This window comes from Achromobacter spanius (assembly GCF_002812705.1).
GTDB classification, from domain to species: Bacteria; Pseudomonadota; Gammaproteobacteria; order Burkholderiales; family Burkholderiaceae_B; genus Achromobacter; species Achromobacter spanius.
This window is the reverse complement of record NZ_CP025030.1, coordinates 6,209,940-6,233,202: the sequence shown is the minus strand read 5'-3', so window position 1 is coordinate 6,233,202 and position 23,263 is coordinate 6,209,940. Positions and strand designations below refer to the sequence as shown.

The window sequence follows — 23,263 nt, the reverse complement described above, 5'->3', positions numbered from 1 at the left end:
CAGGCAGCAAGCAGCAACTTCGGAGTAACTTATGAAAGCAATGACGGTGTCGAACGCTTTTTTCCGGCGCTTTCTGGTGGCCGTGGCAGCAGGGGTTTTCATGTCTGCCGCCTATGTGCCCGCTGCTGTCGCGCAAACGCCCACGGTGGCGTTGCCCGACTTCACGGGGATTGTCGAAAAAGCCGATCCGGCGGTGGTCAACATCCGTACTACGGCCACCGTGCCGGTCCGTGGGCCTGGCCCCGGCGGCGGTAGCGACCCCTACGAACTCTTCCGCTGGTTCTTCGGCCCCGACATTCAACCCCCTGGCGGCGGGCAAGTGCCTGCGCCGCGCCAGCGTCCCCAGCCTGAAGAGCGCACCGTGCCGCGCGGCGTGGGATCGGGCTTTTTCGTGTCTGACGACGGCTTCATCCTGACCAACAACCACGTGGTGGTTGATGCCACGGATATCTACGTCACCTTGACCGACGGCCGTGAGTTCAAAGCCAAGGTCATCGGCACCGATGAACGTACCGACGTGGCGCTGATCAAGATCGAAGCCAAGGACATGGTTCCGCTGGTCATTGGCGACCCCAAGAAGCTGAAGAAGGGCCAATGGGTGCTGGCGATCGGTTCGCCGTTTGGCCTGGATTCCACCGTGACCTCGGGCATTGTCAGCGCGATTGGTCGTGACACCGGCGAATACCTGCCGTTCATTCAGACGGATGTCGCCGTCAACCCGGGTAATTCGGGTGGGCCCTTGATCAACCTGGATGGCGAGGTGGTGGGTATCAATTCCCAGATCATTTCGCGCAGCGGCGGTTTCATGGGTATTTCCCTGGCCATCCCCATCGACGAAGCGATGCGCGTTGTGGATCAATTGCGCACCACCGGCAAGGTGACTCGCGGACGGGTCGGCGTGCAGATCGGTGAAGTGGGCAAGGACGTGGCTGAAGCCATCGGGCTGCCCAAGGCGGAAGGCGCGCTGGTCAGCAGCGTTGAAGTCGATGGCCCCGCCGAACAAGCTGGCGTGCAGCCGGGCGACGTGATCTTGAAGTTCAACAACGAACCGATCAAGCGCTGGTCCGACCTGCCGCGCATCGTGGGCGAAACCAAGCCTGGCACGCGCGCAGACATGCAAGTGTGGCGCAAGGGCAAGAGCCTGACGTTGGCGGTCAAGGTGGGCGAGATCCCCACCGAAAAGGCGGCCGCGGCCGATAAGAAAGCCGCGCCGGTGCCGGAAGTTACCAATGCGCTGGGCCTGGGCGTGGTCGATGTGCCGGCCGACGTGCAGAAAAAGCTGCGCATCAAGGGCGGCGTCCAGGTGAAGGCTGCCGAGGGCGCGGCCGGCAAGGCCGGCCTGCAGGAAGGCGACATCGTGTTGGCTTTGAACGACACCGACGTGACGGGCGCCAAGCAATTCGGCGAACTCGTGGCCAAGCTCGACAAGAGCCGCACCGTGGGCCTGCTGGTGCGCCGTGGGGACCAGACCCAATGGGTTGCGGTGCCTGCATCGAAGTAGGGCAGGTTTGCCCCGGTGGGGCGCCTTTTTGCCAGGCTGCGGGCAGCCGGCAGAAAAAATTGCCCAAGACCGGCTAAAATGGCTGGTTGCCGCAAGAGGGGGCGCTTGGCGCCCCCTCGTTTTGCCCGGGTTTTGCCCCGTCAGCGCCCCTCTCGTCAGCCGTGTGTTCTCCGGCCGCGGCGTCTTCCGGCCTAGTGCCGAGTGTTCCGTCCCTTATAATTTCAAGCATGCAGCATATTCGCAACTTCTCCATCATTGCCCACATCGATCATGGCAAATCGACCTTGGCCGATCGCTTGATCCAGCGCTGCGGCGGATTGGCGGATCGCGAAATGTCGGCGCAGGTGCTCGATTCCATGGAAATCGAGCGCGAACGCGGCATCACCATCAAGGCCCAGACCGCTTCCCTGCAATACAAGGCGAATGACGGCAAGGTCTACAACCTGAACCTGATCGACACCCCGGGGCACGTGGACTTCTCGTACGAAGTCAGCCGCTCGCTGTCGGCCTGCGAAGGCGCGTTGCTGGTGGTGGATGCGTCGCAGGGCGTGGAAGCGCAGACGGTTGCCAACTGCTACACCGCCATCGAGCTGGGCGTGGAAGTGGTGCCCGTGCTGAACAAGATGGACCTGCCGCAGGCGGATCCCGAAGGCGCGCGCCAGGAAGTCGAAGACGTCATCGGCATCGATGCCTCCGAAGCCGTGCTGGCCAGCGCCAAGACGGGCATGGGCATCGACGAAATCCTGGAAACCATCGTGGCGCGCGTGCCTGCGCCCAAGGGCGACCCCGAGGCGCCGCTGCAAGCCCTGATCATCGACTCGTGGTTCGATAACTACGTGGGCGTGGTCATGCTGGTGCGCATCATCAACGGCGTGCTCAAGCCCAAGGACAAGATCCTGCTGATGGCCTCCGGCGCCACCCACCTGTGCGAGCAGACCGGTGTGTTCACGCCGAAGTCGCAGCAGCGTCCGCATCTGTCGGCGGGCGAGGTGGGCTTCATCATCGCCGGCATCAAGCAGTTGGAAGACGCCAAGGTTGGCGATACGGTCACGCTGGCCAACAAGCCCGCGCCGTCCGCGCTGCCCGGCTTCAAGGAAGTGAAGCCGCAGGTGTTCGCCGGCCTGTATCCGGTGGAAAGCTCTGAATACGACCAACTGCGCGATTCGCTCGACAAGCTCAAGCTGAACGACGCCGCGCTGATGTTCGAACCCGAAGTGTCGCAAGCGTTGGGTTTTGGTTTCCGCTGCGGCTTCCTGGGCTTGTTGCACATGGAAATCGTGCAAGAACGCCTGGAGCGCGAATTCGACATGGACATCATCACCACCGCGCCGTCGGTGGTGTATGAAGTCGAGCAGCGTGATGGTTCCGTGATTACCGTGGAAAGCCCGTCGCGCATGCCCGAAGTGGGCAAGATCCAGGACATTCGCGAGCCCATCGTGAAGGTCACGCTGTTCATGCCGCAGGACTACGTCGGCCCGGTCATGACCCTGTGCAACAACAAGCGGGGTTCGCAGATCAACATGAGCTATCACGGCCGCCAGGTGCACCTGGTGTACGAGATTCCGCTGGCCGAGATCGTGCTCGACTTCTTCGACAAGCTGAAGTCCGTGTCGCGCGGCTACGCGTCGATGGACTACGAATTCCTGGAATACCGCTCGGCCGACGTGGTGCGCGTGGACTTGCTCATCAACAACGACCGCGTCGACGCGCTGGCCGTGATCGTTCACCGCAGCAATGCGCGCCATCGCGCCCGTGACGTCGTCACCCGCATGCGTGGTCTGATTCCCCGCCAGATGTTCGACGTGGTCATCCAGGCCGCCATCGGCGCGGAAATCATCGCGCGCGAAAACGTGAAGGCGCTGCGCAAGAACGTGCTGGCCAAGTGCTACGGCGGCGATATCTCGCGCAAGAAGAAGCTGCTTGAAAAGCAGAAGGCCGGCAAGAAGCGCATGAAGCAGGTGGGTAGCGTTGAAATTCCGCAGGAGGCGTTCTTGGCCATCCTGCAAGTGGAAGACAAGTAGAACCAAAAGAAGGCGGTTAGCTGATGAGTTGGAACTTTGCCCTGATCCTGTTTGTTCTGCTGGTCTTGACCGGCATTATCTGGGTGCTTGATCTGGCGGTGCTGCGGCGTGGCCGCGAAGCGCGGGCGCAAGCGGCAATGGCGCAGTACGACGCGGCCCTGGTCGGAGACGCCCAGGAGGCCGAACGCCTGCGCCGCGAAGCCGGCGACATCGCGCGGCGCGTGCCCTGGTGGATCGAATACGCCGTCAGCTTCTTTCCCGTCATTCTGTTTGTGTTCATGCTGCGCTCGTTCGTGGTGGAGCCGTTCCGGATTCCGTCGGGTTCCATGCTGCCGACGCTGCAGTCGGGTGACTTGATCCTGGTGAACAAGTTCAGCTATGGCTTGCGCCTGCCCGTGATCGACAAGAAAGTTATCGACATCGGCGAACCCAAGCGCGGCGACGTGTTCGTGTTCCGCTATCCCGTTGATCCGGATGTGGACTACATCAAGCGTGTGGTGGGCCTGCCCGGCGATGAAATCGCCTACCTGGACAAAAAACTGTACGTCAACGGCGAACTCGTGCCGCATGTGCGCGACGGCGACTATTTTGAACCGGACCGCGTTTCTTATATTGCGCAATATAAAGAGAAGTTGGGCGACGTTGAGCGCAAAATACTGCTAGATGAGAACAAGCCGCAGGATTATTCTCCGATGTGGCAATTTCCTCACCGCCAGAACTGCCAATACAGCCGCAATGGGGTACGCTGCAAAGTACCTGAAGGCAGTTATTTCGCCATGGGTGATAATCGGGACAACAGCGCGGACAGCCGGTACTGGGGCTTCGTTCCAGAATCCAATATCGTCGGACGCGCGTTCTTCATCTGGATGAATTTCAGCGATCTCAGCCGCATCGGCCGGTTCAACTGATTATGTCGCTAGCCACGCTAGAAAACCGCCTGGATCACCACTTCGGTGATCCGGCTTTGCTTGAACAGGCACTGACGCATCGCAGTCATGGTGCGCGCCACAACGAGCGCTTGGAATTCCTTGGGGATTCCGTGCTGAACTTCGTCGTTGCGGCCATGCTGTTCGAGCGCTACTCGAAAATTGACGAAGGCGATCTGTCGCGGCTGCGGGCCAATCTGGTCAAGCAGGCCTCGCTGGCGGATATCGCCCAGCGCCTGGAGCTCTCGCAGTATCTGCGCCTGGGCGAAGGCGAATTGAAAAGCGGCGGGTTCCGCCGGCCATCGATTCTTGCGGACACGGTCGAGGCGCTGTTTGGCGCCGTCTTTCTGGACGCGGGCTTTGAGGCCGCGCGCCGCGTGATCGTGCGCCAGTACCTGCCGGTGCTGGCCTCGGTTGACCCCAAAACGCTGGGCAAGGACGCCAAGACCTTGCTGCAGGAATTCCTGCAAGGCCGCAAGTTGGCGCTGCCGCTGTATACGGTGGTGGCCACGCATGGCGCGGCCCACAGCCAGCAGTTCGAAGTCGAGTGCGCCATCCCGGCGCTCGAGATCAAGGTTACGGCGCCCGGCGCCAGCCGCCGCGCCGCCGAGCAATCGGCGGCCAAGCTGGCTTTGGAGGCTGCGCTGGCCATCAGCCCGGCCACCAAGGCTGCCCGCAAGTCGGGCAAGGCGCGCAAAACCGCGCAATTGTCGCTGCCCGTGGCAGTGGCTCAAGAGACTAAATGAGCGATACCCCTTTTCGTACCGGCTTTGTTGCCATCGTTGGCCGCCCCAATGTGGGCAAGTCCACGCTGACCAACGCCCTGATCGGTTCCAAGATCTCCATCGTGTCGCGCAAGGCGCAGACCACGCGCCACCGCATCCATGGCGTGTTGACGCGCGAACACGAGCAGTTCGTCTTCGTTGATACCCCCGGTTTCCAGACGCGCCATGGCGGCGCCATGAACCGCATGATGAACCGCGTCGTGACGCAGGCCCTGGCCGACGTCGACGTGGTGGTGCATGTGGTCGAGGCCGGCAAGTGGTCGGAAGGCGACGCCAAGTTGCTGCCGCTGTTGCCCAACCCGGAGCGCACGATTCTGGTCGTCTCGAAGATCGACCAAATGAAGAATCGTGATGATCTCTTCGCCTTCGTTTCCAAGATCATGGCGCTGCATCCGTTCGGCGCCGTGGTGCCGGTCAGCGCCAGCAAGAACCAGCAACTGGATCAGTTGCTGGAAGAAATTGCCACGCGCCTGCCCGAAGGCGAGGCGATGTTCGAAGAAGACACGTTGACTGACCGCCCCATGCGCTTCATTGCCGCCGAACTGGTGCGCGAGAAGATCTTCCGCCTGGTCGGCGACGAGCTGCCCTACGGCTGTACCGTCGTCATCGAGCAATGGGAAGAGACCGCCAAGGGCGCCAGCATCAACGCCTGCGTGGTGGTCGAGCGCGACAGCCACAAGCCCATTCTCCTGGGCACGGGCGGCATGCACATGAAGCGTATCGCCACGGAGGCGCGGCAGGACATCGCCAAGCTGCTGGACAAGCCCGTGCACCTTGAGGTCTACATCAAGGTGCGCAAGGGGTGGTCCGACCGCGAGGGTGCGCTCCGCGATTTGGGCTATGAGTAGACGGGCGCCTCGCGTCCAGGATCGCCCGGGCTTTATGCTGCACGCCACCGCGTGGCGTGAAACCTCCCTTATTGTTCAGACGTTTTCCCGCGATCATGGCTGTGTGGCCATGGTCGCCAAGGGCGCCAAGCGCCCTTACTCGGTGCTGCGGCCCGTGTTGTCGGCCTTTCAGCCCCTGCTGCTGTCCTGGACCGGCAACGGCGACGTCAAGACACTGACGCGCGCTGAAATCGCGGGCATCCGCCCGTTGACCGGCACCGCACTGATGTCCGCCTGGTACATGAACGAGCTTTTGCTGCGCCTGCTGCCACGTGAGGACGCCCACCCCTTGCTATTCGATGCCTACGACATGGCGTTGCAGCAGTTGTCCAACGGCACGCGCGCCGCGGGCGCGTTGCGCCGCTTTGAATGGACCTTGCTGCGCGAGACCGGCTATGGCGTGGATGAAGACGCGCCCGATTTCGAAGACACCGCCATCGAACCCGCGCTGCGCCGGGACTTGCGCGAACGCCTGGCCGAGATCCTTGCCGGCCGCCCCTTGTCCACCCGCCGCGTCCTGATGGACTTGCAGCGCGTCTGAGCGTGCCGCAAGCAGCCTATGACCTTCACGCTGAAACAGGTCGAGACGTTCCGCACCGTTTACGAAACGGAAAGCGTGACCGCTGCTGCCCGGCGCCTGGATGTGTCGCCCGCGACAGTCAGCGCGACCTTGGCCGCGCTGGAAGCCAGTATTGAGTTGCGCCTGTTCGAGCGTGTGCGCCAGCGGATGCAGCGCACGCCCGAGGCCACCTTGCTGTACGAGGAAATCCGCCGCTTGAACGTGGGGCTGGAAAGCCTTGGGCGCAAGATCCGTGCGATCCGTGGCGCCGCGCAGCCGCGCCTGCGCATTGGTTGCATCCATGCGTATGGCGGCACCATCGTCAGCGACGCGATCTCGCGGTTTCGCACGCGCTATCCCGACACGCCGCTGTATCTGCAAATTCGAGACTCCAACACCTTGCGCGACATGGTGGTGTCGGGTGAGCTCGACCTGGCGGTGGTGGCCGACGAATCTGAACTGGAAGGGCTGCTCGGCCACCGGCTGGCGCGTTTGCGTGCCGTGGCGGTGTTTCCCGCCGGCCATGCGCTGGCGCGCGTGGAGCGCGTGGAATTCACCCATCTTGCGGATGCCGAGGTCATCGCCCTGAACGCGGAGGATGGCTCGCGCAAGCGCCTGGATTCGCTATTGCTGCAGGCGGGGCTAAGCCTGAAGGTGGCCATCGAAACCCCGTATTCCAGCACCGTGTGCCAACTGGCGCTGGCGGGGCATGGGGTAGGCATCGCCAACCCGGCGACTGCCGTGGGGATGGAGGCCGCGGGCCTTTGCTACCGCCCGCTGACCGCACCGGTGCATTTTGAATGCCACATGATCCTGCACGGCAGCCGGCCCCTGTCCGAGGCCGGCAAATTCTGGGCCACCTGCCTGCGCGGTGCGCTGGCCCCGCTGGTGGAGCGCTTCGGCGTCTAGGGCTGCAAGACCCGTTCAGCCGCGGCGCCCGTCCGAGGTCAGCATCAGCACTACCGATGATTCGGCATCCAATATGTCCGACCGCCGCAGGCGGGCCACTGCCACCAGCGCGGCGGCCGAAGACAGCTCGGTGCTGATCCCCCTGCGTTCCAGCCGTTGCTGCGCCTGCGCGGCGGCCGAATCGGATACTTCCACCGGCGTGCCACCTGAGCGCGACAAAGCCTCCAGCGACTGTAGCGTGCAGGTGCCGCCCGCAATGGAGTATTGGTTCGTTGGCGCGTCCCACAAGCCGCGCGCGTCCCCAGTGGCTTGAGCTTGCGACAGGCGCGCATAGGGCTCGACGGCGTGCAGGCGGGGCAGGCGCTGGATACGGCCGATTTGCATCAGATACTGCCACCCCAGCAAGATTCCCCAAAGCAGATCGCCGCGCGCGGTGGGCACGATGATGTCGGTCGGCGCGCCGCAACGGTCCAGGATCTCGGCGGCAATGGGCTTGTAGCCCTCGACGCCGTAAGGGTGTGTGCCGACGGGTGGATTCAAATAGTTGGTGCCCGCGAAAGCGCCGTGGTTGCGGCACAGGTCTTCCACGTAAGGCCAACGGGCCAGGCTGTCTTCGAAGGCGCTGAGCTTGGCGCCGAAGCGTTCCATGGCTTCGCGCTGCAAGGGCGGGCAGTTGCGCGTGATGGCGATATCGGCCTGCAAGCCGGCGGCGGCGCAGTAGGCGGCGATCGAGACGCCGGCATTGCCGCTGGAGGCCGCCGCCACGCGGATTGCGCCGGCCAGCCTTGCCCGCGATACCAATTGGGCCGCCATGCGGTCCTTGTGGCTACCGGTGGGGTTGGCGCCTTCACATTTCAGCCAAAGCTGGCCGATGCCTTCGGCCTGGGCCAGGTCCGACGCTTCCAGGCAAGGCGTGTCGCCTTCACCCAGCGTGATCGGGGCCAGGATCGGCAAGGGTATGGCGGGGGTGTCGCCGGGCGAGTCGTAGCAGCATTCCAGCGTGGCGGGGTGGCCGGCCGCCAGACAATGGGGGCAGCCTTCGGGATAGTCGCCGGGCGGCCACAGGCTTGCACAGCGGATACAACGCAGGCCGGACAATCTTGGGTTCATCTGCATGGTCAGTATTTCGACACGAGGGATTCAAGGGGAAGGGCGGGCGCAACTTGCAGCAGGCAGTCGCCGTCGTCGCTGCGGGCAATGGCGCGCAGGCACACGACCGTGCCTGCTTGGGAGCTGTGCAAGGGGCGCATGGGAATGTCCGGACGGGCGGGTTCGATCAAGCGGCCAATCTGCTGGCCCGCCGTGACTGACTGCCCCAGTTCGATGCCGGGCACGAACACGCCGGATTCGCTTGCGCGCAACGTCGCAGCGGGGGCGTCCAGGTCATAAAGCTTGACGTCCGGGTTGCGGGGGCTTGGGTGGCCGGGCAGCAGGCCCAATTCGCCCAGGCAACCGAGCAGCCCGTCACGGCAGCGCTGGACCAGGGCAGCGTGGGTTTCCCTGCCGCCGCCGATCTCGGCGCTAAGGCGCAATACGCCGTGGCGGCTGGCCACGGCCGGCATGGAGCCCGCTTCATTGCCGCGAAAGAACACGCAATGCGGCAGACCGAACGCGCGCGCCAGGGCGGGCAGGCGCTCGTCGTAGGCGTCGTTGCCGTAGCGCGTGATCACGGATGACGGCAGATAGCGCAGGGACGCGCCACCGCTGTGCACGTCGACCATGGCCTGCACGCGCGGCAGCAAACGCGCTTCGAGCGCGGCCGCGACGCTTTCGGTATAGCCGCGCGCCGGGGTGCCCAGGAAGGCGCGGTTCAGGTTGCCGCCATCGGCGGGAGACAACCGTGTACCGGCCAGCGAGGCCTCCGCGTTGACGGCGGGCAGCAGATAGACCGTGCCGCGTTGCAGGACGTTGGGCAGGTGATGCCACAGATCCAGGATGGCCGCCTGGCCTTCCCATTCGTCGCCATGCACGCCGGCAATCAAGGCAACGGCGGGGCCGGGTCCGGCGTCGATTCGCAACATGGGGATGGTGATGCGGCGATAGGCCGATTCGTTGGTCGCGGCGGCGACAGAGAAGTCTTCGCGGCTTACCTGAACCATGTGGCGCCTCCCGCCGAGGTATCTGCGGAAGGTCCGCCTGCCGCGGGTCCGCCCGCCGCAGGTCCGCCTGCCGCAGGTCCGCCTGCCGCAGGATCGCCTGCCGCAGGACTACCCATGGGCATTAATCCAGCGTGGCGGCCTTGATGATGTTTTCCCATTTGGGCAGTTCCTTGCGAATTTGGGTTTGTACGTCTTGCGGGGTGCCGCCCAGCGGCGCCTGGGAACGGCTGCGCAGTTCTTTTGCGACATTTTCCGATCGCAGCGCCTGGTTCATCGCGGCATTCAGGCGGTCGATGACGGCAGGCGGCGTACCGGCCGGGGCGATCAGTGCACTCCAGGCGGACTGCTCATAGTTGGGGTAGCCCTGTTCGGCCACCGTCGGCACATCGGGATTGGACGCGGCACGGGACCGCGTCGTGACGGCCAGCGCGCGCAGGCGGCCGTCCTTCAAATTGCCGATCAACGGGGGCAGGTTTTCCATCATGGCGTCCACGTGGCCGCCAAGCAGGTCGGAGAGCTGCGCGGCCGTTGCCTTGTAGGGAATCTGGCGCACGGCCGCGCCGGTCTGGGCAATGAAGAGCTTCACCCCCACCTCGCTGGTCGTGCCCGGGTCCGCCGACGTCATCGTCAGGCGGTCGGGCTGGGCGCGGCTGGCCTCGATGAAGTTCTTCAGGTCGCGATAGGGCGAGGCCGCGTTCACCACGATGACGTTCGGGGTTTCGGCCACCAGGCCGATCGGCGTCACGTCACGGTCCAGATCGTAGAGTTGTTGTTTGAACAGAAACCGGTGCAGCACCAGCGTGCCAACGTGGGCATAGCCGATGGTGTAGCCGTCGGCCGGGGCACGCACCACTGCCTGGGTGCCGATGCGGCCACCGGCCCCCACGCGGTTTTCCACCACGACGGGCTGACCAAGCTGACGGCTCATCTCCTGGCCGATCAGGCGCGCGGTGATGTCCGCGTTGCCGCCCGCGGCCGCAGGCACGATCAAGGTGATGGCCCTTTCGGGATAGGCGGCGTGCGCGGACGTGGCGCTAAGGCAAAGCAGCACGGCGGCAAGGCAGGCAGAGCGTTTCATGACGATTCCCCAGGCGTTGAGAGCTGCGCCATTGTGCGGCGGCCGCCCGCGAGATCCGTTTGGTTTACTAAGATGCTTGTTTGGAAAAAGCTAATGGTTGTCGGGCTTTCTGGCGTCGGCCTGTCTCCCTAATGCGTAGCCCACGGCGGCGGCGCCCAGCGCCACGGCCGCGCCCAATAGCGCGATCAGCGCCACGCCATGGCCCAGCATGTCCACCCCCGCCTTGACCCAGCCGCTAGCGGCGTCTCCGCCACGGTAGACCACGGTGTCGATGACGCTCTTGGTCTTGTACTTGTCTTCCGGCGGGACCGCTGTAAACAGCATTTCGCGGCCCGGCCTGATCAGGGCGTATTCGCCGGCCCGGCGCAAGATCATCGCGGCCGCCAACACGCCAAAGACCGGAAACGCGGCCAACGCCAGGAACGACACCCCCACGGCCAACGGCACCGCGGTCAACAGGAAGCGCAGCCCCAGGCGCGCTGCCACGCGGCCCGTAATGAACACTTGCGACAACAGCGCCAGTGTCTGCACGGTGAAGTCCAGCGCGCTGAAGACGCGGATGCGCTGCGCCGTGTCGGGAAACGTATCGGCGACGAGTCGCGCCTGTTCCATGTACAGAAAGGTGTTGAGCGTGGCCAGCAGTACCACCAGCAGCGAAATGCCCAGCAGGTAGCGTGATCGGAAAATTCGCGAAATGCCGGCCAGGACGCTGCCTTCAATGGGGTGCTTGATGTCTTCCAGACTGACGTCCGTGCGCGTGGCCGCGCGCCATCGCAACAGCCATTGCTTGAGCGGCAAGGTTGCCGTGAGCAGCAGCGCGGACAATAGCAACAGGCCCGCCGGGCCAAGCGCGCCGGCCAGCAACGCGCCCAACAGCGGACCGCACAGCCCGCCCGCGCTGGCGCCGGCGGCAATCAAGGCGAACAGGCGCTTGGCCGACTCCATGCGGAACACGTCGGCCATCAGGCTCCAGGCGATGGAAACCACGAACAAATTGAACACCGACAGCCACACATAGAACGCGCGCGCGGCCCAGATGCTGCCCGGTTGCAGGTACAGCAGGACAGCGAAGCCCGCCATGGTCAGCGCAAATAGACCGTAGACCCAGGTCAGCAGCGTTGAACGCGGCACGCGCGAGGACAATACGCCAAACAGGGGCACCACGGCCAAGGTGGCGACGAAGGTGGCGGTGAACAGCCATTGCAGTTGGTTCACGCCCGCCTGGATGCCCATGGTTTCGCGGATGGGGCGCAGCATGAAATAGCCGCAGAACAGGAAGAAAAAAAACGCGAAGCCGCAGGCGGCAGGCGCTATTTCTTCTTCGTGTATGCCCAATGCCCGCGCCGCGCGGCCACGCAGGGAGCCAAGGCCGACTGAGGCCATGGCTTATGCCAGCAGGGCGGCGATGCGGTCGCGCAGTGCCGCGTCGGGTTGTGGCCCGAATCCGGCCAGTGCGTTGTCCGCCATGTTCGCGGGTTTGGAGGTGGCGGGAATGACGGCCGTCACGGCCGGGTGTCCGATGATGAATTTCAGGAAAATCTGCGCCCAGGAGGTGCAGTCGATGTCGGCAGCCAGACCGGGCAGGGCGCGGCCCTTGACCTGGCGGAACAGCGCGCCGTCCTGGAAGGGGCGGTTGATCAGCACCGCGACGCCGTTGGCCTGGCAAGCCGGCAGCAGGCGCTTTTCGGCGTTGCGCGCGCCCACTGACAGATTGATCTGAAGAAAATCGGGCTTTTCGCGTTCGACCAGTTCAGTCAGTTCGTCGTGGGCATGGTCCAGGTAATGCGTGATGCCGACGTAGCGGATCACGCCTTGCTGCTTCAGGTCGCGCAACAAGCTCAGCTGATTGCGGGTGTCGATCAGGTTGTGGATCTGGATCAGGTCCAGTTTGTCACGGCCCAGGTACTTCTGTGATTCGCGGATCTGTTCCATGGCGGCATCGTGGCCGCGCGCGCCGATCTTGGTCGCCAGGAAATACGGATTGCTCTTCCCGCCCTGGCGCGCCAGCAGCGCTCCCACAACCGCCTCGGCCTGGCCGTAGCTGGGGGCGGTGTCGATCAGGGTGCCGCCGGCTTTCGTGAAGGCGTCCAGCACCTGCGCCAAGGGTTGCATGGCGGCCGCGTCATTGGGCGAGGCGTTGAAGGTGTCGGCAGTGCCCAGGCCAATGACGGGTATCTGTTCCTTGGTGGACGGAATGGAGCGGTTCAGCATGGCTTGCTTGGCGCTCAGGGCCTGGGCGGCGCCAGCGGGTCCCAGCAGGGCGGCGCAGGCGGCGGTCTGGAGGAAGCGGCGGCGATCGTGCATGGGAACGCTCCAAAGAAAAAGGCCTACATGCGAATGTAGGCCTTCGGTACTGAACTAGCGGCGTGCGATTACTCGCGGTTGCCGCCGAAGATGCCCAGCAGCATCAGCAGGTTCGAGAAGACGTTGTAGACGTCCAGGTAGATGGCCAGGGTGGCGGACACGTAGTTGGTTTCACCACCATTGACCACGCGCTGCAGGTCAACCAGCATGAACGCCGAGAACACCAGGATGGCCATGACCGAGATGGTCAGCATCAGTGCGGGCATTTGCAGGAAGATGTTGGCCAGCGCCGCAACCAGGATCACGACCGCGCCGATGAACAGGAATTTCTGCATCCCGGACAGGTCGCGCTTGATGGTGGTGGCCAGCGTGGCCATCGTGCCGAACACGATCGCCGTGCCGCCGAACGCCGTCATGACAAGCTGCGAACCGTTGCTGAAGCCCATCACGAAGCCCAGCAGGCGCGACAGCATGATGCCCATGAAGAACGTGAAGGCCAGCAGCAGCACCACGCCCATCGAGTTGTTCTTGTTTTTCTCGATGGCGAACATCATGCCGAACGCGCCCACCAGGAACACGATGGCCGACAGGCCCGGGCTGGCGCCCATGACCTGGTTGATGCCGGTGAAAAGGCCAACCGCCGCGCCCAGCACCGTGGGAATCAGCGAGAGGGCCAAGAGCCAGTACGTGTTGCGCAGCACCTGATTGCGCGCGACCTCGCCCGGCGCGCCAGCGACCGAGCCGGAACGGTTAAAAGGGGACGGACGATATTCGTTCATGGAGAACTCCTGTATGCGCCAAAAATAATTGCCTAGAAGGCTTAGAGGGGAAGGATACCTTACAGTTCCCTGAAGAATCCAGTTTTTGGAAGATTTAGACCCACTGCCGGACACCCTTTTTACCCAGGGCGGACCTCGTTCAATACCCGGGAAACGATACCCGGTAATTCAGCGTCCATGCGCATTTGAATCTGCTCGATGGCGTCTGCCAGCGCCCGGCGCATCAGTTGTTCGACCTCGGCTTGCAGCCGGGCGGTCAACACCGACGCGTCGGGCAGTGCGGCGGCGGTTTGCGTGGTGCCCGCGCGCACGGCCGGGGCTTCGTCCACGTCCCAGTCCTGGCCGCGCCCATCGGCGATGTCGGTCAGCAAGGGGAACGCCTCGTCGGCATCCCCGCCTGCGGCGTCATCGGCCAGATCGGTCAGTACGGGGGGGCCGGCATCTTCGGGCTCTTCGGGCGCGCGCGGCGCGTAGAGCGTCGGTTCGGCCCGCTGGGTCAGGGTGGGGATGCCGGTATCGTTGGAGCGAGAGGGCATGGGGGCTCCCAAATATCAAAAGACCGCGGCGGGCACGGTGCCCGCCGGGATGGATGGGGCAGGTCAGCCCCCGGGGGGCTGGCGGCTGAGGTCGTGGCTGAGCGGCGTGTGGCCCGCATTCTGGTAGACGCGCCAGCGCTGGCGAGCGGCTTGCTTGTCATCCGGGTCATCCGACACGATTTCAAGCAGGCGCTCAAAGGTGTCGAAGCCGGGCGGGCAATCGTTGTCCAGATTCAACAGCCACAGCGGGGCGGCATCCGCGCCCGCTGCGGGTTGAGCGGCCTGGGCCGCTTGCTGGGGATCTCCCGCCGTCAGCACCACCGGCGTTTCGGGCGCCAGCGGGTCGTTGGCCAGCACGTGCGGCACGAACGAGGTGTCGTCAAAGGCCCAGAGCATGCGGTCAAACGCGGCCAGCCGTGAACCATCTTTACAGTACACCACCAGCCGCTGCCCTGCCAGAACGCGCTTGCGCACGACCTGGCAGGCCATGCGCAAGCGGTCGGGCGCGCCGAAGGCGAAGTCGATCCGCGTCATGCCCGGTTCCGTTGCAAAGGCTTCAAACCTGGTCCAGCAGATATTGCATCAGCAGGGGCACGGGGCGGCCGGTGGCACCCTTGTCCTTGCCGCCGCGCCAGGCGGTGCCGGCGATGTCCAGGTGAGCCCACGGGTAGGCCTTGGCGAAGCGCGACAGGAAGCACGCCGCCGTCACCGCGCCGGCCGGGGGGCCGCCGATGTTGGCCAGGTCGGCGAAGTTGGACTTCAGTTGTTCCTGGTAGGCGTCGTCCATCGGCATGCGCCACGCGGTGTCCAGCGACTTGCGGCCGGCCGTGGCCAAGGCCTCGGCCAGCGCGTCGTCTTTCGAGAACAAGCCGCTGTTGACATGGCCCAGGGCCACGACGCAGGCGCCGGTCAGTGTGGCGATGTCGATCACGGCCGACGGCTTGAAGCGTTCGGCGTAGGTCAGGGCGTCGCACAGGACCAGGCGGCCCTCGGCGTCGGTGTTCAGGATTTCGATGGTCAGGCCGGCCATGCTGGTGACGACGTCGCCGGGCTTGTTGGCGGTGCCGCTCGGCAGGTTCTCGCACGCGGGGATCAGGCCGACCACGTCCAGCGGCAGCTCAAGTTCGGCCAGGGCGCGGAACGAACCCAGCACGCTGGCGGCGCCGCACATGTCGTACTTCATTTCGTCCATGGTGGCGGCGGGCTTGAGCGAGATGCCGCCGGCGTCGAAGGTGATGCCCTTGCCGACCAGCACGATCGGGCCCTGGGCGCCTTTCGCGCCTTTCTTGGCGGCCTTGGCGCCAGCGTGGCGCAGCACGATGAAGCGCAGCGCTTCGGCGGAACCGCGCGCGACCGACAGGAAGGAACCCATGCCCAGCGCCTCGACCTGCTTGCGGTCCAGCACTTCAACCTTCAGGGATTTGAATTCGCGCGCCAGGCGCTTGGCGGTGTCGCCCAGGTAGGTGGGCGTGCAGATATTGCCGGGCAAATTGCCCAGCGTGCGCGTCAGTTCCATGCCGTTGGCAATGGCGGCGCCTTCGCGCAGGCCTTTCTGGGCCTGGGCCGCGTCGGCGCGCTCGACCACCTGGACGATCTTCTTGAGCTTGGGGCGGGCGTCGCGGTCAGGTTTGCCGAAGCTGGCGTCGTAGTGATAGGTGGCGGCGCCGGCCGCAATGGCGGCGCTGCGGGCGCGGGCAATGATGGCGATGTCGCCGATGGGGTTGGCGGCCAGCGTGGACACGCCTTCCGTCAGTTGGGCGGCCACGCAGACCGAGGCGAAAGCCTGTTCGGCCGAGGCGTGGACGCGGGCCGAATATTCTTCCTGCTTGCCCAGACCCACCAGCACGACGCGCTGGGCGGTTACGCCGGGCAGCGTGCGCAGCGTCAGGGTGGAGCCGGCGCGGCCGCGGAACTCGGTCTTGACCACGGCGCGTACGGCGCCGTTGGAAGCTCGGTCGATGATGTCCGCGGCGGGGCTCAACACGCCATCCGCGTACACCCCGACAGCCAGGGCGGCGGTTAGAACCTGGTGCAGGGAAGCAGTGGTCTGTGTGCTAAATTCCATGAGGGTTTCCCGTGTACGTCTGTGTATGATGCGGTCGATTATCCCGCATATTCTCCCATGTCTCTATTTAAACGCTCTGTCGTCAGCGAGATCACCAGTCACGCTGGCGTTGTCTTTTCCACGTTGCTCGTCGTGTGGCTCAGCGTGCTTCTCGTGCGCCTGCTCGGTGAAGCGGCGGGGGGCAACATCGGAGCCGACGTCGTCGTGGTGCTGGCTGCGCTGTCCACCATCACGGCCTTGCCGACCATTCTGGCCGTGTCCATCTTCATCGCGGTGCTGACGACCGTCACGCGCAATTACCGCGAATCCGAAATGGTGGTGTGGTTTGCCAGTGGCCTGTCGCTGGCCGACTGGCTAAGGCCCGTGCTGCGCGTGGCCGTTCCCGTGGCCCTGGCAGTGGCCGGCTTGACGCTGGTGGCCGCGCCGTGGGCCTACCGGCAGATTGGGGAATACCACGAACGGTTCGAGCAGCGTTCCGACTTGTCCAAAGTGACGGCCGGGCAGTTCGCGGAATCGTCTGGCGGCAGCCGCGTGTTCTTCTCGGAAGACCCGGTCAAGCCCACCGACGAATTGGGCAACGTGTTCGCGCGCGAAACCGGGCCTGAATGGTTGAGCGTGCTGACGGCTAGCAGCGCGCACAGCGAAACTTTGCCCAATGGCGACCGGTTCCTGGTGCTGGGCGAAGGCCATCGCTATGACCTCAAGCCGGGTACGCCCGAGATTCGCCTGGTGCACTTCGAAAAGTATGGTTTGCGCCTGGAAAGCAAGGCGGGCGAAGATCCCATTGGGGAAGCCCGCGCCGCGGCCGAGCGCTCATCCAAGGCGCGCGCCACCATGCAGCTGGTCGCGGATGACACCGACAGCAGTTGGTCGCAGGTCATGTGGCGCATTTCCTTGCCGCTGGCCGCGCTCAACCTGGCGCTGCTGGCGATTCCCCTGGGGGCGGTGAACCCGCGCCTGGGGCGTTCGGGCGATTTGCTGATTGCCGGCCTGGTGGGCTTGCTCTACATGAACATGATCAACCTGTCGCGCGCCTGGATTTCGAACGGCAAGCTCAGCTTCGGCGTGGGGGTATGGGCGATCCATGGCGCGGTTGCCTTGCTGACCGTGTTCTTGCTGATGCGCCGTCTGCGGGTCAAGGCGCCCAAGAGCGCGACCCCGGCTTAAGACCGGGCAAGACGCGAACCAGGCAAGACGCAAAGAGGGGCCGGTTTCCGGCCCCTTTGCTTTACGGCTGGGACTGCATCACGGCAGGTACTTCATCGTGCCGCGCTTGCCCGCCAACAGGTCGGCGTTCTTCAGCACGGACTTGCGGATGAATTCCCACAGCACCGTCACGCGCTTGAGCTTGCGCAGGTCTTCATGGCAGTACATCCAGAACGAGCGCGTGATCTCCACTTCCTTTTCCAGCACCGGCTTCAAGCGCGGGTCCTGCGCGGCGATGAAGCAGGGCAGGATCGCCAACGACTGGCCCTGCAGCGCCGCATGGTATTGCGCGACCACGCTGGTGCTGCGCAAGACCACATTGCTGGCCGGCAGCAGGTCTTCCAGGTAGCGCAGCCGTTCGCTGAACAGCAGTTCATCCACATAGCCGATGAAGGTATGCTGGGCCAGGTCCGCGCGCGTGGCAATCGGCGGGTGGCGCGCCAGATACCCCGGCGTTCCGTACAGCCTCAAGGTGTAATCGCACAGCTTGCTGCACACATAGGGGCCGCGCTGCGGGCGTTCGATGGTGATGGCCAGATCGGCCTCGCGCTTTGACAGGCTGACAAAGCGCGGCACGGGCAGGATGTCCAGGGTGATGTGCGGGTAGCGGCGCTGAAAGTCGGCGGCCAGCGGCGTCAGCACATAGCTGCCGAACCCTTCCGTGGCGCCGATGCGCACGTGCCCCGACAAGGCCTGGCCAATGCCTGACAGGTTTTCGCGGGCGGTATGCACCGTGCTTTCCATCTGCTCGGCATGCACGAACAGGCGCTGGCCGTCGTCCGTCAGCATGAATCCCGCGCTGCGGGATTTTTCAAACAGCAAGGTGTCCAGCTCGGTTTCCAGCGCACGAATGCGGCGTGACACCGTGGTGTGTTCCACCCCCAGCTTGCGCGCGGCGGCGCTGACCCGCTGGGTACGGGCGACTTCCAGGAAGTACCGCAGGCTATCCCAATCCAGCACGATTTCGCTCTCCGCAGGCCCTGCGCCAAGAGGGGCGCGGGGCAATTTTCTGATTGTGCATGAATGCACAAGGAATGTGCATTTCTAGTGTTGCTTGTTGATTTTCACACATCTACACTGGGTCGGCAGGCCTCGGGGAAGCCCCGGGAGCCGCAGGCCGCAAAGACGGCATATCGCTACGACTCAGCGCATAACACTCAGGAGACAAATCCATGAAATTGCACGCACGCGGGCTGGCCGCAGGCTTGTGTCTGGGCGCTTTATTGGTAAGCCAGGCGCAGGCGGCCGACAAGCCGCCAGTGAAGATCGGCATTCTGACGGATATGTCCGGCACCTATGCCGGGATGGGCGGGCCGGGTTCGGTGGCGGCGGCGCAATTGGCCATCGACGACTGCCTGGCCGCGGAATGCAAGGGCATGAAGATCGAACTGGTGTCCGCCGACAACCAGAACAAGGCGGATGTGGGCGCCGCGAAAGCGCGCGAATGGTTTGACCGTGACGGCGTGACGGCCATTGCCGACCTGACCAACTCGGCCGTGGCGCTGGCGGTGCAAGGGATCGCGCGCGAGAAAAACAAGGTGGTGATGTTCTCCGGCCCGGCTACCACCGCGCTGACGAACAAGGAATGCTCGCCCGTCGGGTTCCACTGGATGTTCGACACGTATTCGCAGTCCGCGGGCGGCGCCAAGGCGACCGTGCGGGCGGGCGGCAAGTCCTGGTACTTCATCACCGTGGACTATGCGTTTGGGCATTCGCTGGAAGCAGACACGGCCAAGGCAGTGAAGGCGCTGGGCGGCACGGTTGCCGGCAACGTGCGCCATCCCTTGAACGCACCGGATTTTGCGTCGTACCTGTTGCAGGCGCAAAGCTCCAAGGCGCAGGTCGTGGCGCTGGCCAATGGCGGCCAGGACACCGTCAACGCGGTCAAGCAGGCGCGTGAATTCGGCATCGTGGACGGTGGGCAGCGCCTGGTGTCCCTGTTGATCTTCCTGTCGGATCTGCGTGCGCTGGGCCTGGAAAATGCCCAAGGCCTGTCATACGTGGACGGCTTTTATTGGGACTACGACGATGCATCCCGGCAATGGGCCGCGCGCTTTGAAAAGGCCTTCCGTGGCCTGAAGCCCACGATGACGCAGGCGGGCGTGTATTCCAGCGTGCTGCATTACCTGCGGGCGACCGCCGCTGCCGGCAGTACCGACGGCAAGGTTGTGGCCGACAAGATGCGTGAATTGCCCATCAAGGACCCGATCATGCGCAATGCATCGATCCGCCCCGATGGCCGCGTGATCCACGACATGTACCTGTACGAAGTGAAGAAGCCCGCGGAATCCAAGGGCGGCTGGGACTATTCCAAGCTGGTGGCCACCATTCCGGCGGCCGAAGCCTTCCAGCCCCTGGCCGATTCAAGTTGTCCGCTGGTGAAGAAATAAGCCTGGCGCGCCGGCTTGGGCCCCTGTCCTGCCGGCGCGCTGCAAGATCCAAGAACGCGGATTCCATCCGCATCGACTACGCAGTGTGAGGAGCATGAAATGAGTGAAGTCCCCCGCGTTCCGCTATTGATCGGCGGCAAGCTCGTGCAGTCCAAATCCACCGAATGGCGCGACGTGATCAACCCCGCCACCCAGGAGGTCGTTGCCAAGGTGCCCTTCGCCACGCGCGAAGAGCTGGACCTGGCCGTCTCCAACGCCAAGGAGGCCTTCAAGACCTGGCGCAACAGCGGGCAGGGCACGCGGATGCGCGTCATGCTGAAGTTTCAGGAGCTGCTGCGCGCCAACACCGGCAAGCTGGCCGAGATGATTACGCGCGAACATGGCAAGACGCTGCCCGACGCTGAAGGCGAAATCGGGCGCGGCCTGGAAGTGGTTGAGCACGCCTGCTCGATCGCCAACCTGCAACTGGGCGAGTACGCCGAAAACGCCGCGTCCGGCATCGACGTCTACACCCTGATCCAGCCGCTGGGTGTTTGCGCGGGCATCACCGCGTTCAACTTCCCGGTGATGCTGCCTTGCTTCATGTTCCCGATTGCCGTGGCCTGCGGCAACAGCTTCGTGCTCAAACCGTCCGAACAGGATCCGACCGCGTCGCTGTTCCTGGCCGAGTTGGCGCTGGAAGCTGGCCTGCCCCCGGGCGTGCTGAACGTGGTGCATGGCGGCCCCGACACGGCCAACGGCCTGTGCGAACACCCCGACATCAAGGCGGTGTCGTTCATTGGTTCGACCCGCGTGGGCACCGAGATCTACAACCGCGCATCGGCCGCGGGCAAGCGTTGCCAGTCGATGATGGGCGCTAAAAACCATTGCGTGATCCTGCCGGACGCGGACCCCGAAGTGGCGCTGAACCAACTGGTGGGCGCGGCGTTCGGCGCCGCCGGCCAGCGCTGCATGGCCTCGTCCGTGGCCGTGCTGGTGGGCGATGCCCGCAACTGGCTGCCCGATTTTGTCGAGCGCTCCAAGAAGCTCAAGGTCAATTCCGGCACCGACCGCGAAGCCGACCTGGGCCCGCTGGTGTCGCCCAATGCCAAGAAGCGCGTGGAAAGCCTGATCCAGAAGGGCGTGGACGAAGGCGCCAAGCTTCTGCTGGATGGACGCAATCTGAAGGTGTCGGGCTTTGAGCAAGGCAACTTCGTGGGCCCGACGATTTTTGACGGCGTCAACGAAGACATGACCATCTACACCGAAGAAATTTTCGGACCGGTCCTGTGCTGCGTCGGGGTGGAAACGCTGGAAGACGCGGTGGCCTTCATCAACCGCAATCCCAACGGCAACGGCGTTGCGCTGTTCACGCAGGATGGCGGCGCCGCGCGCTATTTCCAGAACAACATCGATGTGGGCCAGGTCGGCATCAACGTGCCGATTCCCGTGCCGGTGGCGTGGTTCAGCTTCACGGGTTCGCGCGGCTCCAAGCTGGGCGACCTGGGTCCCAATGGCAAGCAGGCCGTGCAGTTCTGGACGCAGACCAAGACGGTAACCGCGCGCTGGTCTGCCCACGCCAAGACGGTGAATACCACCATCTCGATGCGCTGAAAGGAGGGACGCCCTGCTCCTAAGCTTATATAAATAAGTTATATAGTGATGCGTCCTTATTACTTATAATTGGCCGATCTATCAGGGGCCAATTCAATGAACCTCCAGCAATTTCGTTTTGTGCGTGAAACCATCCGGCGCGACTTCAACCTGACCGAAGCCGCCCGGATGCTCTATACCTCGCAGCCTGGAGTCTCCAAGGCCATCATCGAATTCGAAGACGAGCTGGGCATCAAGATCTTCGAACGCCATGGCAAGCGCATCAAAGGCCTGACCAAGCCCGGCTTGGCGGTGTCTCAAGTAATCGACCGCATCATGCGCGAGGTCGACAACCTGAAAAAAGTCAGCGATGAATTCGCCCGGCGTGACGAGGGTGGCCTGGTCATCGCCTGCACCCACACTCAAGCACGCTATCTTTTGCCCCGCGTGATCCCCGCGTTCCGCAAGCAATTTCCCAAAGTGCATTTGTCGCTGGCCGAAGGCAGTCCGGCGCAATTGGCGGAAATGGTCCTGCATGAGCAGGCCGATCTGGCGCTGGCAACCGAGTCCCTGGCGCTGACGCCGGGCCTTGCCACCTTGCCCGTCTATGCCTGGGAGCACACCGTGGTGGTGCGCCCGGACCATCCGCTGGCGGAACTGACGTCCAGTGCCGCCAAGCGCTTGTCGCTGGCGCAACTGGCGGAACATCCCATCGTGACCTACGACCGCGCGTTCACGGGCCGCAGCACGATCGACGAGGTATTCGCCAACCAGGGCATTCACCCCGACATCGTGCTGGAAGCCATTGATGCCGACGTGATCAAGACCTACGTGGACGTGGGGCTGGGCATCGGCATCATTGCCGGCGTGGCCTATGACCCGCGCCGCGACTCGAACCTGGTCGGCCTGCCCGTGGGCCACTTGTTTGGCACGCACACCACGCGCGTGGGCGTGAAATCGGGCGTGTTCCTGCGCGACTACGTCTACACGTTCCTGGAAATGCTGGCGCCCTCGCTAACGCGGGCGGTGGTGTCCGCGGCAGTGCAGGGCACGCCGAAATAATCGGAAGACCTTTTCGCGATCAAACTAGCGCGGCGTCATCGGACGCCGCGTTTTTTTTGGGCTGCCGGGGCGTGCCGGTAGCGCCGCGACCGGCCGGACAGCCGCGAGTTCCCTGGCTGATAGCAAATCTCGCTATCCCTTTTCACTAGCTCATATAAATAATTAAATAAGAACCGATCTCATTTAAGTTGACTAAAAAATAGGAATCATTATCATTACATCCAGGCTCAACGACCAGTGAGGTTCATCATGACGGCAGGACTCAGTGCAGTAGTGGTTGGGGCAGATCGACTGGGTAATATTCCGGATCTGCTCAAAGGACACAACATTTCGATCACGCATCACATCAGCGGCCGTGATCCCTCACATCAGAAGAAGACGCTGCAACTGCCTTCGGGCACCCAACTGGTCATTTTGCTGACCGACTTCCTGGGCCACAACGTCATGAAGACCTTCCGCAACGCTGCGCAGCGTGGCGGCATCCGGGTCGTGGCTTGTCGCCGTTCGGTATGCAGCATGCAGCAAGCCCTGCAGCAATGCGGCCTGTGCCCGCGCGCAGGCACCGTGCACTGAATTCGCTGCTT

General features: G+C 63.9%; 22 protein-coding genes and 1 pseudogene. 12 read left to right on the top strand and 11 right to left on the bottom strand.

Annotation, left to right across the window (positions count from 1 at the left end; all coding sequences use genetic code 11):
• Nucleotides 1-31: 31 nt before the first annotated feature.
• The 7 genes from CVS48_RS28280 (at nucleotide 32) to CVS48_RS28250 (ending at nucleotide 7,588) form a co-directional block, all read left to right on the top strand.
• A complete protein-coding gene (locus tag CVS48_RS28280; RefSeq protein ID WP_100857322.1) occupies nucleotides 32-1,501 on the top strand; it encodes a Do family serine endopeptidase in 1,470 nt (489 codons plus the stop codon).
• A gap of 227 nt (nucleotides 1,502-1,728) precedes the next feature.
• On the top strand, nucleotides 1,729-3,522 hold the full coding sequence (gene lepA / locus CVS48_RS28275) for a translation elongation factor 4 (protein ID WP_100857321.1): 1,794 nt from the start codon (nucleotides 1,729-1,731) through the stop codon (nucleotides 3,520-3,522).
• A gap of 23 nt (nucleotides 3,523-3,545) precedes the next feature.
• Nucleotides 3,546-4,430 carry a signal peptidase I gene (gene lepB, locus CVS48_RS28270; protein ID WP_100857320.1) on the top strand — a complete coding sequence of 295 codons (885 nt, stop codon included), beginning with the start codon at nucleotides 3,546-3,548 and terminating at the stop codon, nucleotides 4,428-4,430.
• Between the two features lie 2 nt (nucleotides 4,431-4,432).
• Nucleotides 4,433-5,194, top strand: a complete 762-nt coding sequence (gene rnc / locus CVS48_RS28265) for a ribonuclease III (RefSeq protein WP_100857319.1) — start codon at nucleotides 4,433-4,435, stop codon at nucleotides 5,192-5,194.
• Nucleotides 5,191-6,081 (top strand): GTPase Era, encoded by an 891-nt coding sequence (gene era / locus CVS48_RS28260; RefSeq protein WP_100857318.1) that lies wholly within the window; start codon nucleotides 5,191-5,193, stop codon nucleotides 6,079-6,081. The genes rnc and era overlap by 4 nt, the downstream gene beginning before the upstream one ends.
• Nucleotides 6,074-6,661 carry a DNA repair protein RecO gene (recO, locus tag CVS48_RS28255; protein WP_100857317.1) on the top strand — a complete coding sequence of 196 codons (588 nt, stop codon included), beginning with the start codon at nucleotides 6,074-6,076 and terminating at the stop codon, nucleotides 6,659-6,661. The genes era and recO overlap by 8 nt, the downstream gene beginning before the upstream one ends.
• An 18-nt stretch (nucleotides 6,662-6,679) precedes the next feature.
• The gene (locus tag CVS48_RS28250) at nucleotides 6,680-7,588 is read left to right on the top strand and encodes a LysR family transcriptional regulator (protein ID WP_100857316.1); all 909 of its coding nucleotides are present in this window, start codon (nucleotides 6,680-6,682) and stop codon (nucleotides 7,586-7,588) included.
• A 15-nt stretch (nucleotides 7,589-7,603) separates the two neighbouring features.
• On the opposite strand, the gene CVS48_RS28245 is transcribed toward CVS48_RS28250, so the two are convergent.
• From CVS48_RS28245 to CVS48_RS28205, 10 genes and pseudogenes are all read right to left on the bottom strand, one after another.
• Nucleotides 7,604-8,704 carry a pyridoxal-phosphate dependent enzyme gene (locus tag CVS48_RS28245; RefSeq protein WP_100857315.1) on the bottom strand — a complete coding sequence of 367 codons (1,101 nt, stop codon included), beginning with the start codon at nucleotides 8,702-8,704 and terminating at the stop codon, nucleotides 7,604-7,606.
• Between the two features lie 2 nt (nucleotides 8,705-8,706).
• Nucleotides 8,707-9,687, bottom strand: coding sequence for a M14 family metallopeptidase (locus CVS48_RS28240; protein ID WP_100857314.1), 981 nt, complete (start codon nucleotides 9,685-9,687; stop codon nucleotides 8,707-8,709).
• 40 nt (nucleotides 9,688-9,727) lie between these two features.
• Nucleotides 9,728-9,793 (bottom strand): annotated as a pseudogene (locus CVS48_RS29905) (pentapeptide repeat-containing protein); the annotation flags it as partial.
• A 15-nt stretch (nucleotides 9,794-9,808) separates the two neighbouring features.
• Entirely contained in the window at nucleotides 9,809-10,765 is a 957-nt protein-coding gene (locus CVS48_RS28235; protein WP_100857313.1) for a Bug family tripartite tricarboxylate transporter substrate binding protein, read from the bottom strand.
• Nucleotides 10,766-10,855: 90 nt separating this feature from the next.
• Complete coding sequence (locus CVS48_RS28230) at nucleotides 10,856-12,148, bottom strand: NTP/NDP exchange transporter (RefSeq protein WP_100857312.1); 1,293 nt, start codon at nucleotides 12,146-12,148, stop codon at nucleotides 10,856-10,858.
• Nucleotides 12,149-12,151: 3 nt separating this feature from the next.
• Nucleotides 12,152-13,069, bottom strand: a complete 918-nt coding sequence (locus CVS48_RS28225) for an aldo/keto reductase (protein WP_100857311.1) — start codon at nucleotides 13,067-13,069, stop codon at nucleotides 12,152-12,154.
• A 68-nt stretch (nucleotides 13,070-13,137) separates the two neighbouring features.
• Nucleotides 13,138-13,848 carry a Bax inhibitor-1/YccA family protein gene (locus CVS48_RS28220; protein WP_100857310.1) on the bottom strand — a complete coding sequence of 237 codons (711 nt, stop codon included), beginning with the start codon at nucleotides 13,846-13,848 and terminating at the stop codon, nucleotides 13,138-13,140.
• Nucleotides 13,849-13,967: 119 nt separating this feature from the next.
• On the bottom strand, nucleotides 13,968-14,384 hold the full coding sequence (locus CVS48_RS28215; RefSeq protein ID WP_100857309.1) for a hypothetical protein: 417 nt from the start codon (nucleotides 14,382-14,384) through the stop codon (nucleotides 13,968-13,970).
• Nucleotides 14,385-14,447: 63 nt separating this feature from the next.
• Entirely contained in the window at nucleotides 14,448-14,918 is a 471-nt protein-coding gene (locus CVS48_RS28210; RefSeq protein WP_100857308.1) for a DNA polymerase III subunit chi, read from the bottom strand.
• Between the two features lie 22 nt (nucleotides 14,919-14,940).
• Nucleotides 14,941-16,449 (bottom strand): leucyl aminopeptidase, encoded by a 1,509-nt coding sequence (locus CVS48_RS28205; RefSeq protein ID WP_100857307.1) that lies wholly within the window; start codon nucleotides 16,447-16,449, stop codon nucleotides 14,941-14,943.
• 57 nt (nucleotides 16,450-16,506) lie between these two features.
• Here CVS48_RS28205 and lptF point away from each other — a divergent pair, with 57 nt between their 5' ends.
• Nucleotides 16,507-17,616 carry an LPS export ABC transporter permease LptF gene (gene lptF, locus CVS48_RS28200; RefSeq protein ID WP_100857306.1) on the top strand — a complete coding sequence of 370 codons (1,110 nt, stop codon included), beginning with the start codon at nucleotides 16,507-16,509 and terminating at the stop codon, nucleotides 17,614-17,616.
• Nucleotides 17,617-17,694: 78 nt separating this feature from the next.
• On the opposite strand, the gene CVS48_RS28195 is transcribed toward lptF, so the two are convergent.
• Nucleotides 17,695-18,615 carry a LysR family transcriptional regulator gene (locus CVS48_RS28195; protein WP_100857305.1) on the bottom strand — a complete coding sequence of 307 codons (921 nt, stop codon included), beginning with the start codon at nucleotides 18,613-18,615 and terminating at the stop codon, nucleotides 17,695-17,697.
• Between the two features lie 212 nt (nucleotides 18,616-18,827).
• On the opposite strand from CVS48_RS28195, the gene CVS48_RS28190 reads away from it, so the two are divergent.
• From CVS48_RS28190 to CVS48_RS28175, 4 genes are all read left to right on the top strand, one after another.
• A complete protein-coding gene (locus CVS48_RS28190; protein WP_100857304.1) occupies nucleotides 18,828-20,045 on the top strand; it encodes an ABC transporter substrate-binding protein in 1,218 nt (405 codons plus the stop codon).
• A gap of 99 nt (nucleotides 20,046-20,144) precedes the next feature.
• Nucleotides 20,145-21,638: a CoA-acylating methylmalonate-semialdehyde dehydrogenase gene (locus CVS48_RS28185; protein ID WP_050447655.1), complete on the top strand. Its 1,494-nt coding sequence runs from the start codon at nucleotides 20,145-20,147 to the stop codon at nucleotides 21,636-21,638.
• Nucleotides 21,639-21,734: 96 nt separating this feature from the next.
• Entirely contained in the window at nucleotides 21,735-22,679 is a 945-nt protein-coding gene (locus CVS48_RS28180; RefSeq protein ID WP_100857303.1) for a CysB family HTH-type transcriptional regulator, read from the top strand.
• Nucleotides 22,680-22,928: 249 nt separating this feature from the next.
• Nucleotides 22,929-23,252 (top strand): DUF2325 domain-containing protein, encoded by a 324-nt coding sequence (locus tag CVS48_RS28175; RefSeq protein WP_035212827.1) that lies wholly within the window; start codon nucleotides 22,929-22,931, stop codon nucleotides 23,250-23,252.
• Nucleotides 23,253-23,263 lie beyond the last annotated feature (11 nt).

Excerpts from the sequence above, each read along its gene's own strand:
- CVS48_RS28280 (WP_100857322.1), top strand. The coding sequence starts at position 32 with ATGAAAGCAATGACGGTGTCGAACGCTTTTTTCCGGCGCTTTCTGGTG.
- lepA (WP_100857321.1), top strand. The coding sequence starts at position 1,729 with ATGCAGCATATTCGCAACTTCTCCATCATTGCCCACATCGATCATGGC.
- lepB (WP_100857320.1), top strand. The coding sequence starts at position 3,546 with ATGAGTTGGAACTTTGCCCTGATCCTGTTTGTTCTGCTGGTCTTGACC.
- rnc (WP_100857319.1), top strand. The coding sequence starts at position 4,433 with ATGTCGCTAGCCACGCTAGAAAACCGCCTGGATCACCACTTCGGTGAT.
- era (WP_100857318.1), top strand. The coding sequence starts at position 5,191 with ATGAGCGATACCCCTTTTCGTACCGGCTTTGTTGCCATCGTTGGCCGC.
- recO (WP_100857317.1), top strand. The coding sequence starts at position 6,074 with ATGAGTAGACGGGCGCCTCGCGTCCAGGATCGCCCGGGCTTTATGCTG.
- CVS48_RS28250 (WP_100857316.1), top strand. The coding sequence starts at position 6,680 with ATGACCTTCACGCTGAAACAGGTCGAGACGTTCCGCACCGTTTACGAA.
- CVS48_RS28245 (WP_100857315.1), bottom strand. The coding sequence starts at position 8,704 with ATGCAGATGAACCCAAGATTGTCCGGCCTGCGTTGTATCCGCTGTGCA.
- CVS48_RS28240 (WP_100857314.1), bottom strand. The coding sequence starts at position 9,687 with ATGGTTCAGGTAAGCCGCGAAGACTTCTCTGTCGCCGCCGCGACCAAC.
- CVS48_RS28235 (WP_100857313.1), bottom strand. The coding sequence starts at position 10,765 with ATGAAACGCTCTGCCTGCCTTGCCGCCGTGCTGCTTTGCCTTAGCGCC.
- CVS48_RS28230 (WP_100857312.1), bottom strand. The coding sequence starts at position 12,148 with ATGGCCTCAGTCGGCCTTGGCTCCCTGCGTGGCCGCGCGGCGCGGGCA.
- CVS48_RS28225 (WP_100857311.1), bottom strand. The coding sequence starts at position 13,069 with ATGCACGATCGCCGCCGCTTCCTCCAGACCGCCGCCTGCGCCGCCCTG.
- CVS48_RS28220 (WP_100857310.1), bottom strand. The coding sequence starts at position 13,848 with ATGAACGAATATCGTCCGTCCCCTTTTAACCGTTCCGGCTCGGTCGCT.
- CVS48_RS28215 (WP_100857309.1), bottom strand. The coding sequence starts at position 14,384 with ATGCCCTCTCGCTCCAACGATACCGGCATCCCCACCCTGACCCAGCGG.
- CVS48_RS28210 (WP_100857308.1), bottom strand. The coding sequence starts at position 14,918 with ATGACGCGGATCGACTTCGCCTTCGGCGCGCCCGACCGCTTGCGCATG.
- CVS48_RS28205 (WP_100857307.1), bottom strand. The coding sequence starts at position 16,449 with ATGGAATTTAGCACACAGACCACTGCTTCCCTGCACCAGGTTCTAACC.
- lptF (WP_100857306.1), top strand. The coding sequence starts at position 16,507 with ATGTCTCTATTTAAACGCTCTGTCGTCAGCGAGATCACCAGTCACGCT.
- CVS48_RS28190 (WP_100857304.1), top strand. The coding sequence starts at position 18,828 with ATGAAATTGCACGCACGCGGGCTGGCCGCAGGCTTGTGTCTGGGCGCT.
- CVS48_RS28185 (WP_050447655.1), top strand. The coding sequence starts at position 20,145 with ATGAGTGAAGTCCCCCGCGTTCCGCTATTGATCGGCGGCAAGCTCGTG.
- CVS48_RS28180 (WP_100857303.1), top strand. The coding sequence starts at position 21,735 with ATGAACCTCCAGCAATTTCGTTTTGTGCGTGAAACCATCCGGCGCGAC.
- CVS48_RS28175 (WP_035212827.1), top strand. The coding sequence starts at position 22,929 with ATGACGGCAGGACTCAGTGCAGTAGTGGTTGGGGCAGATCGACTGGGT.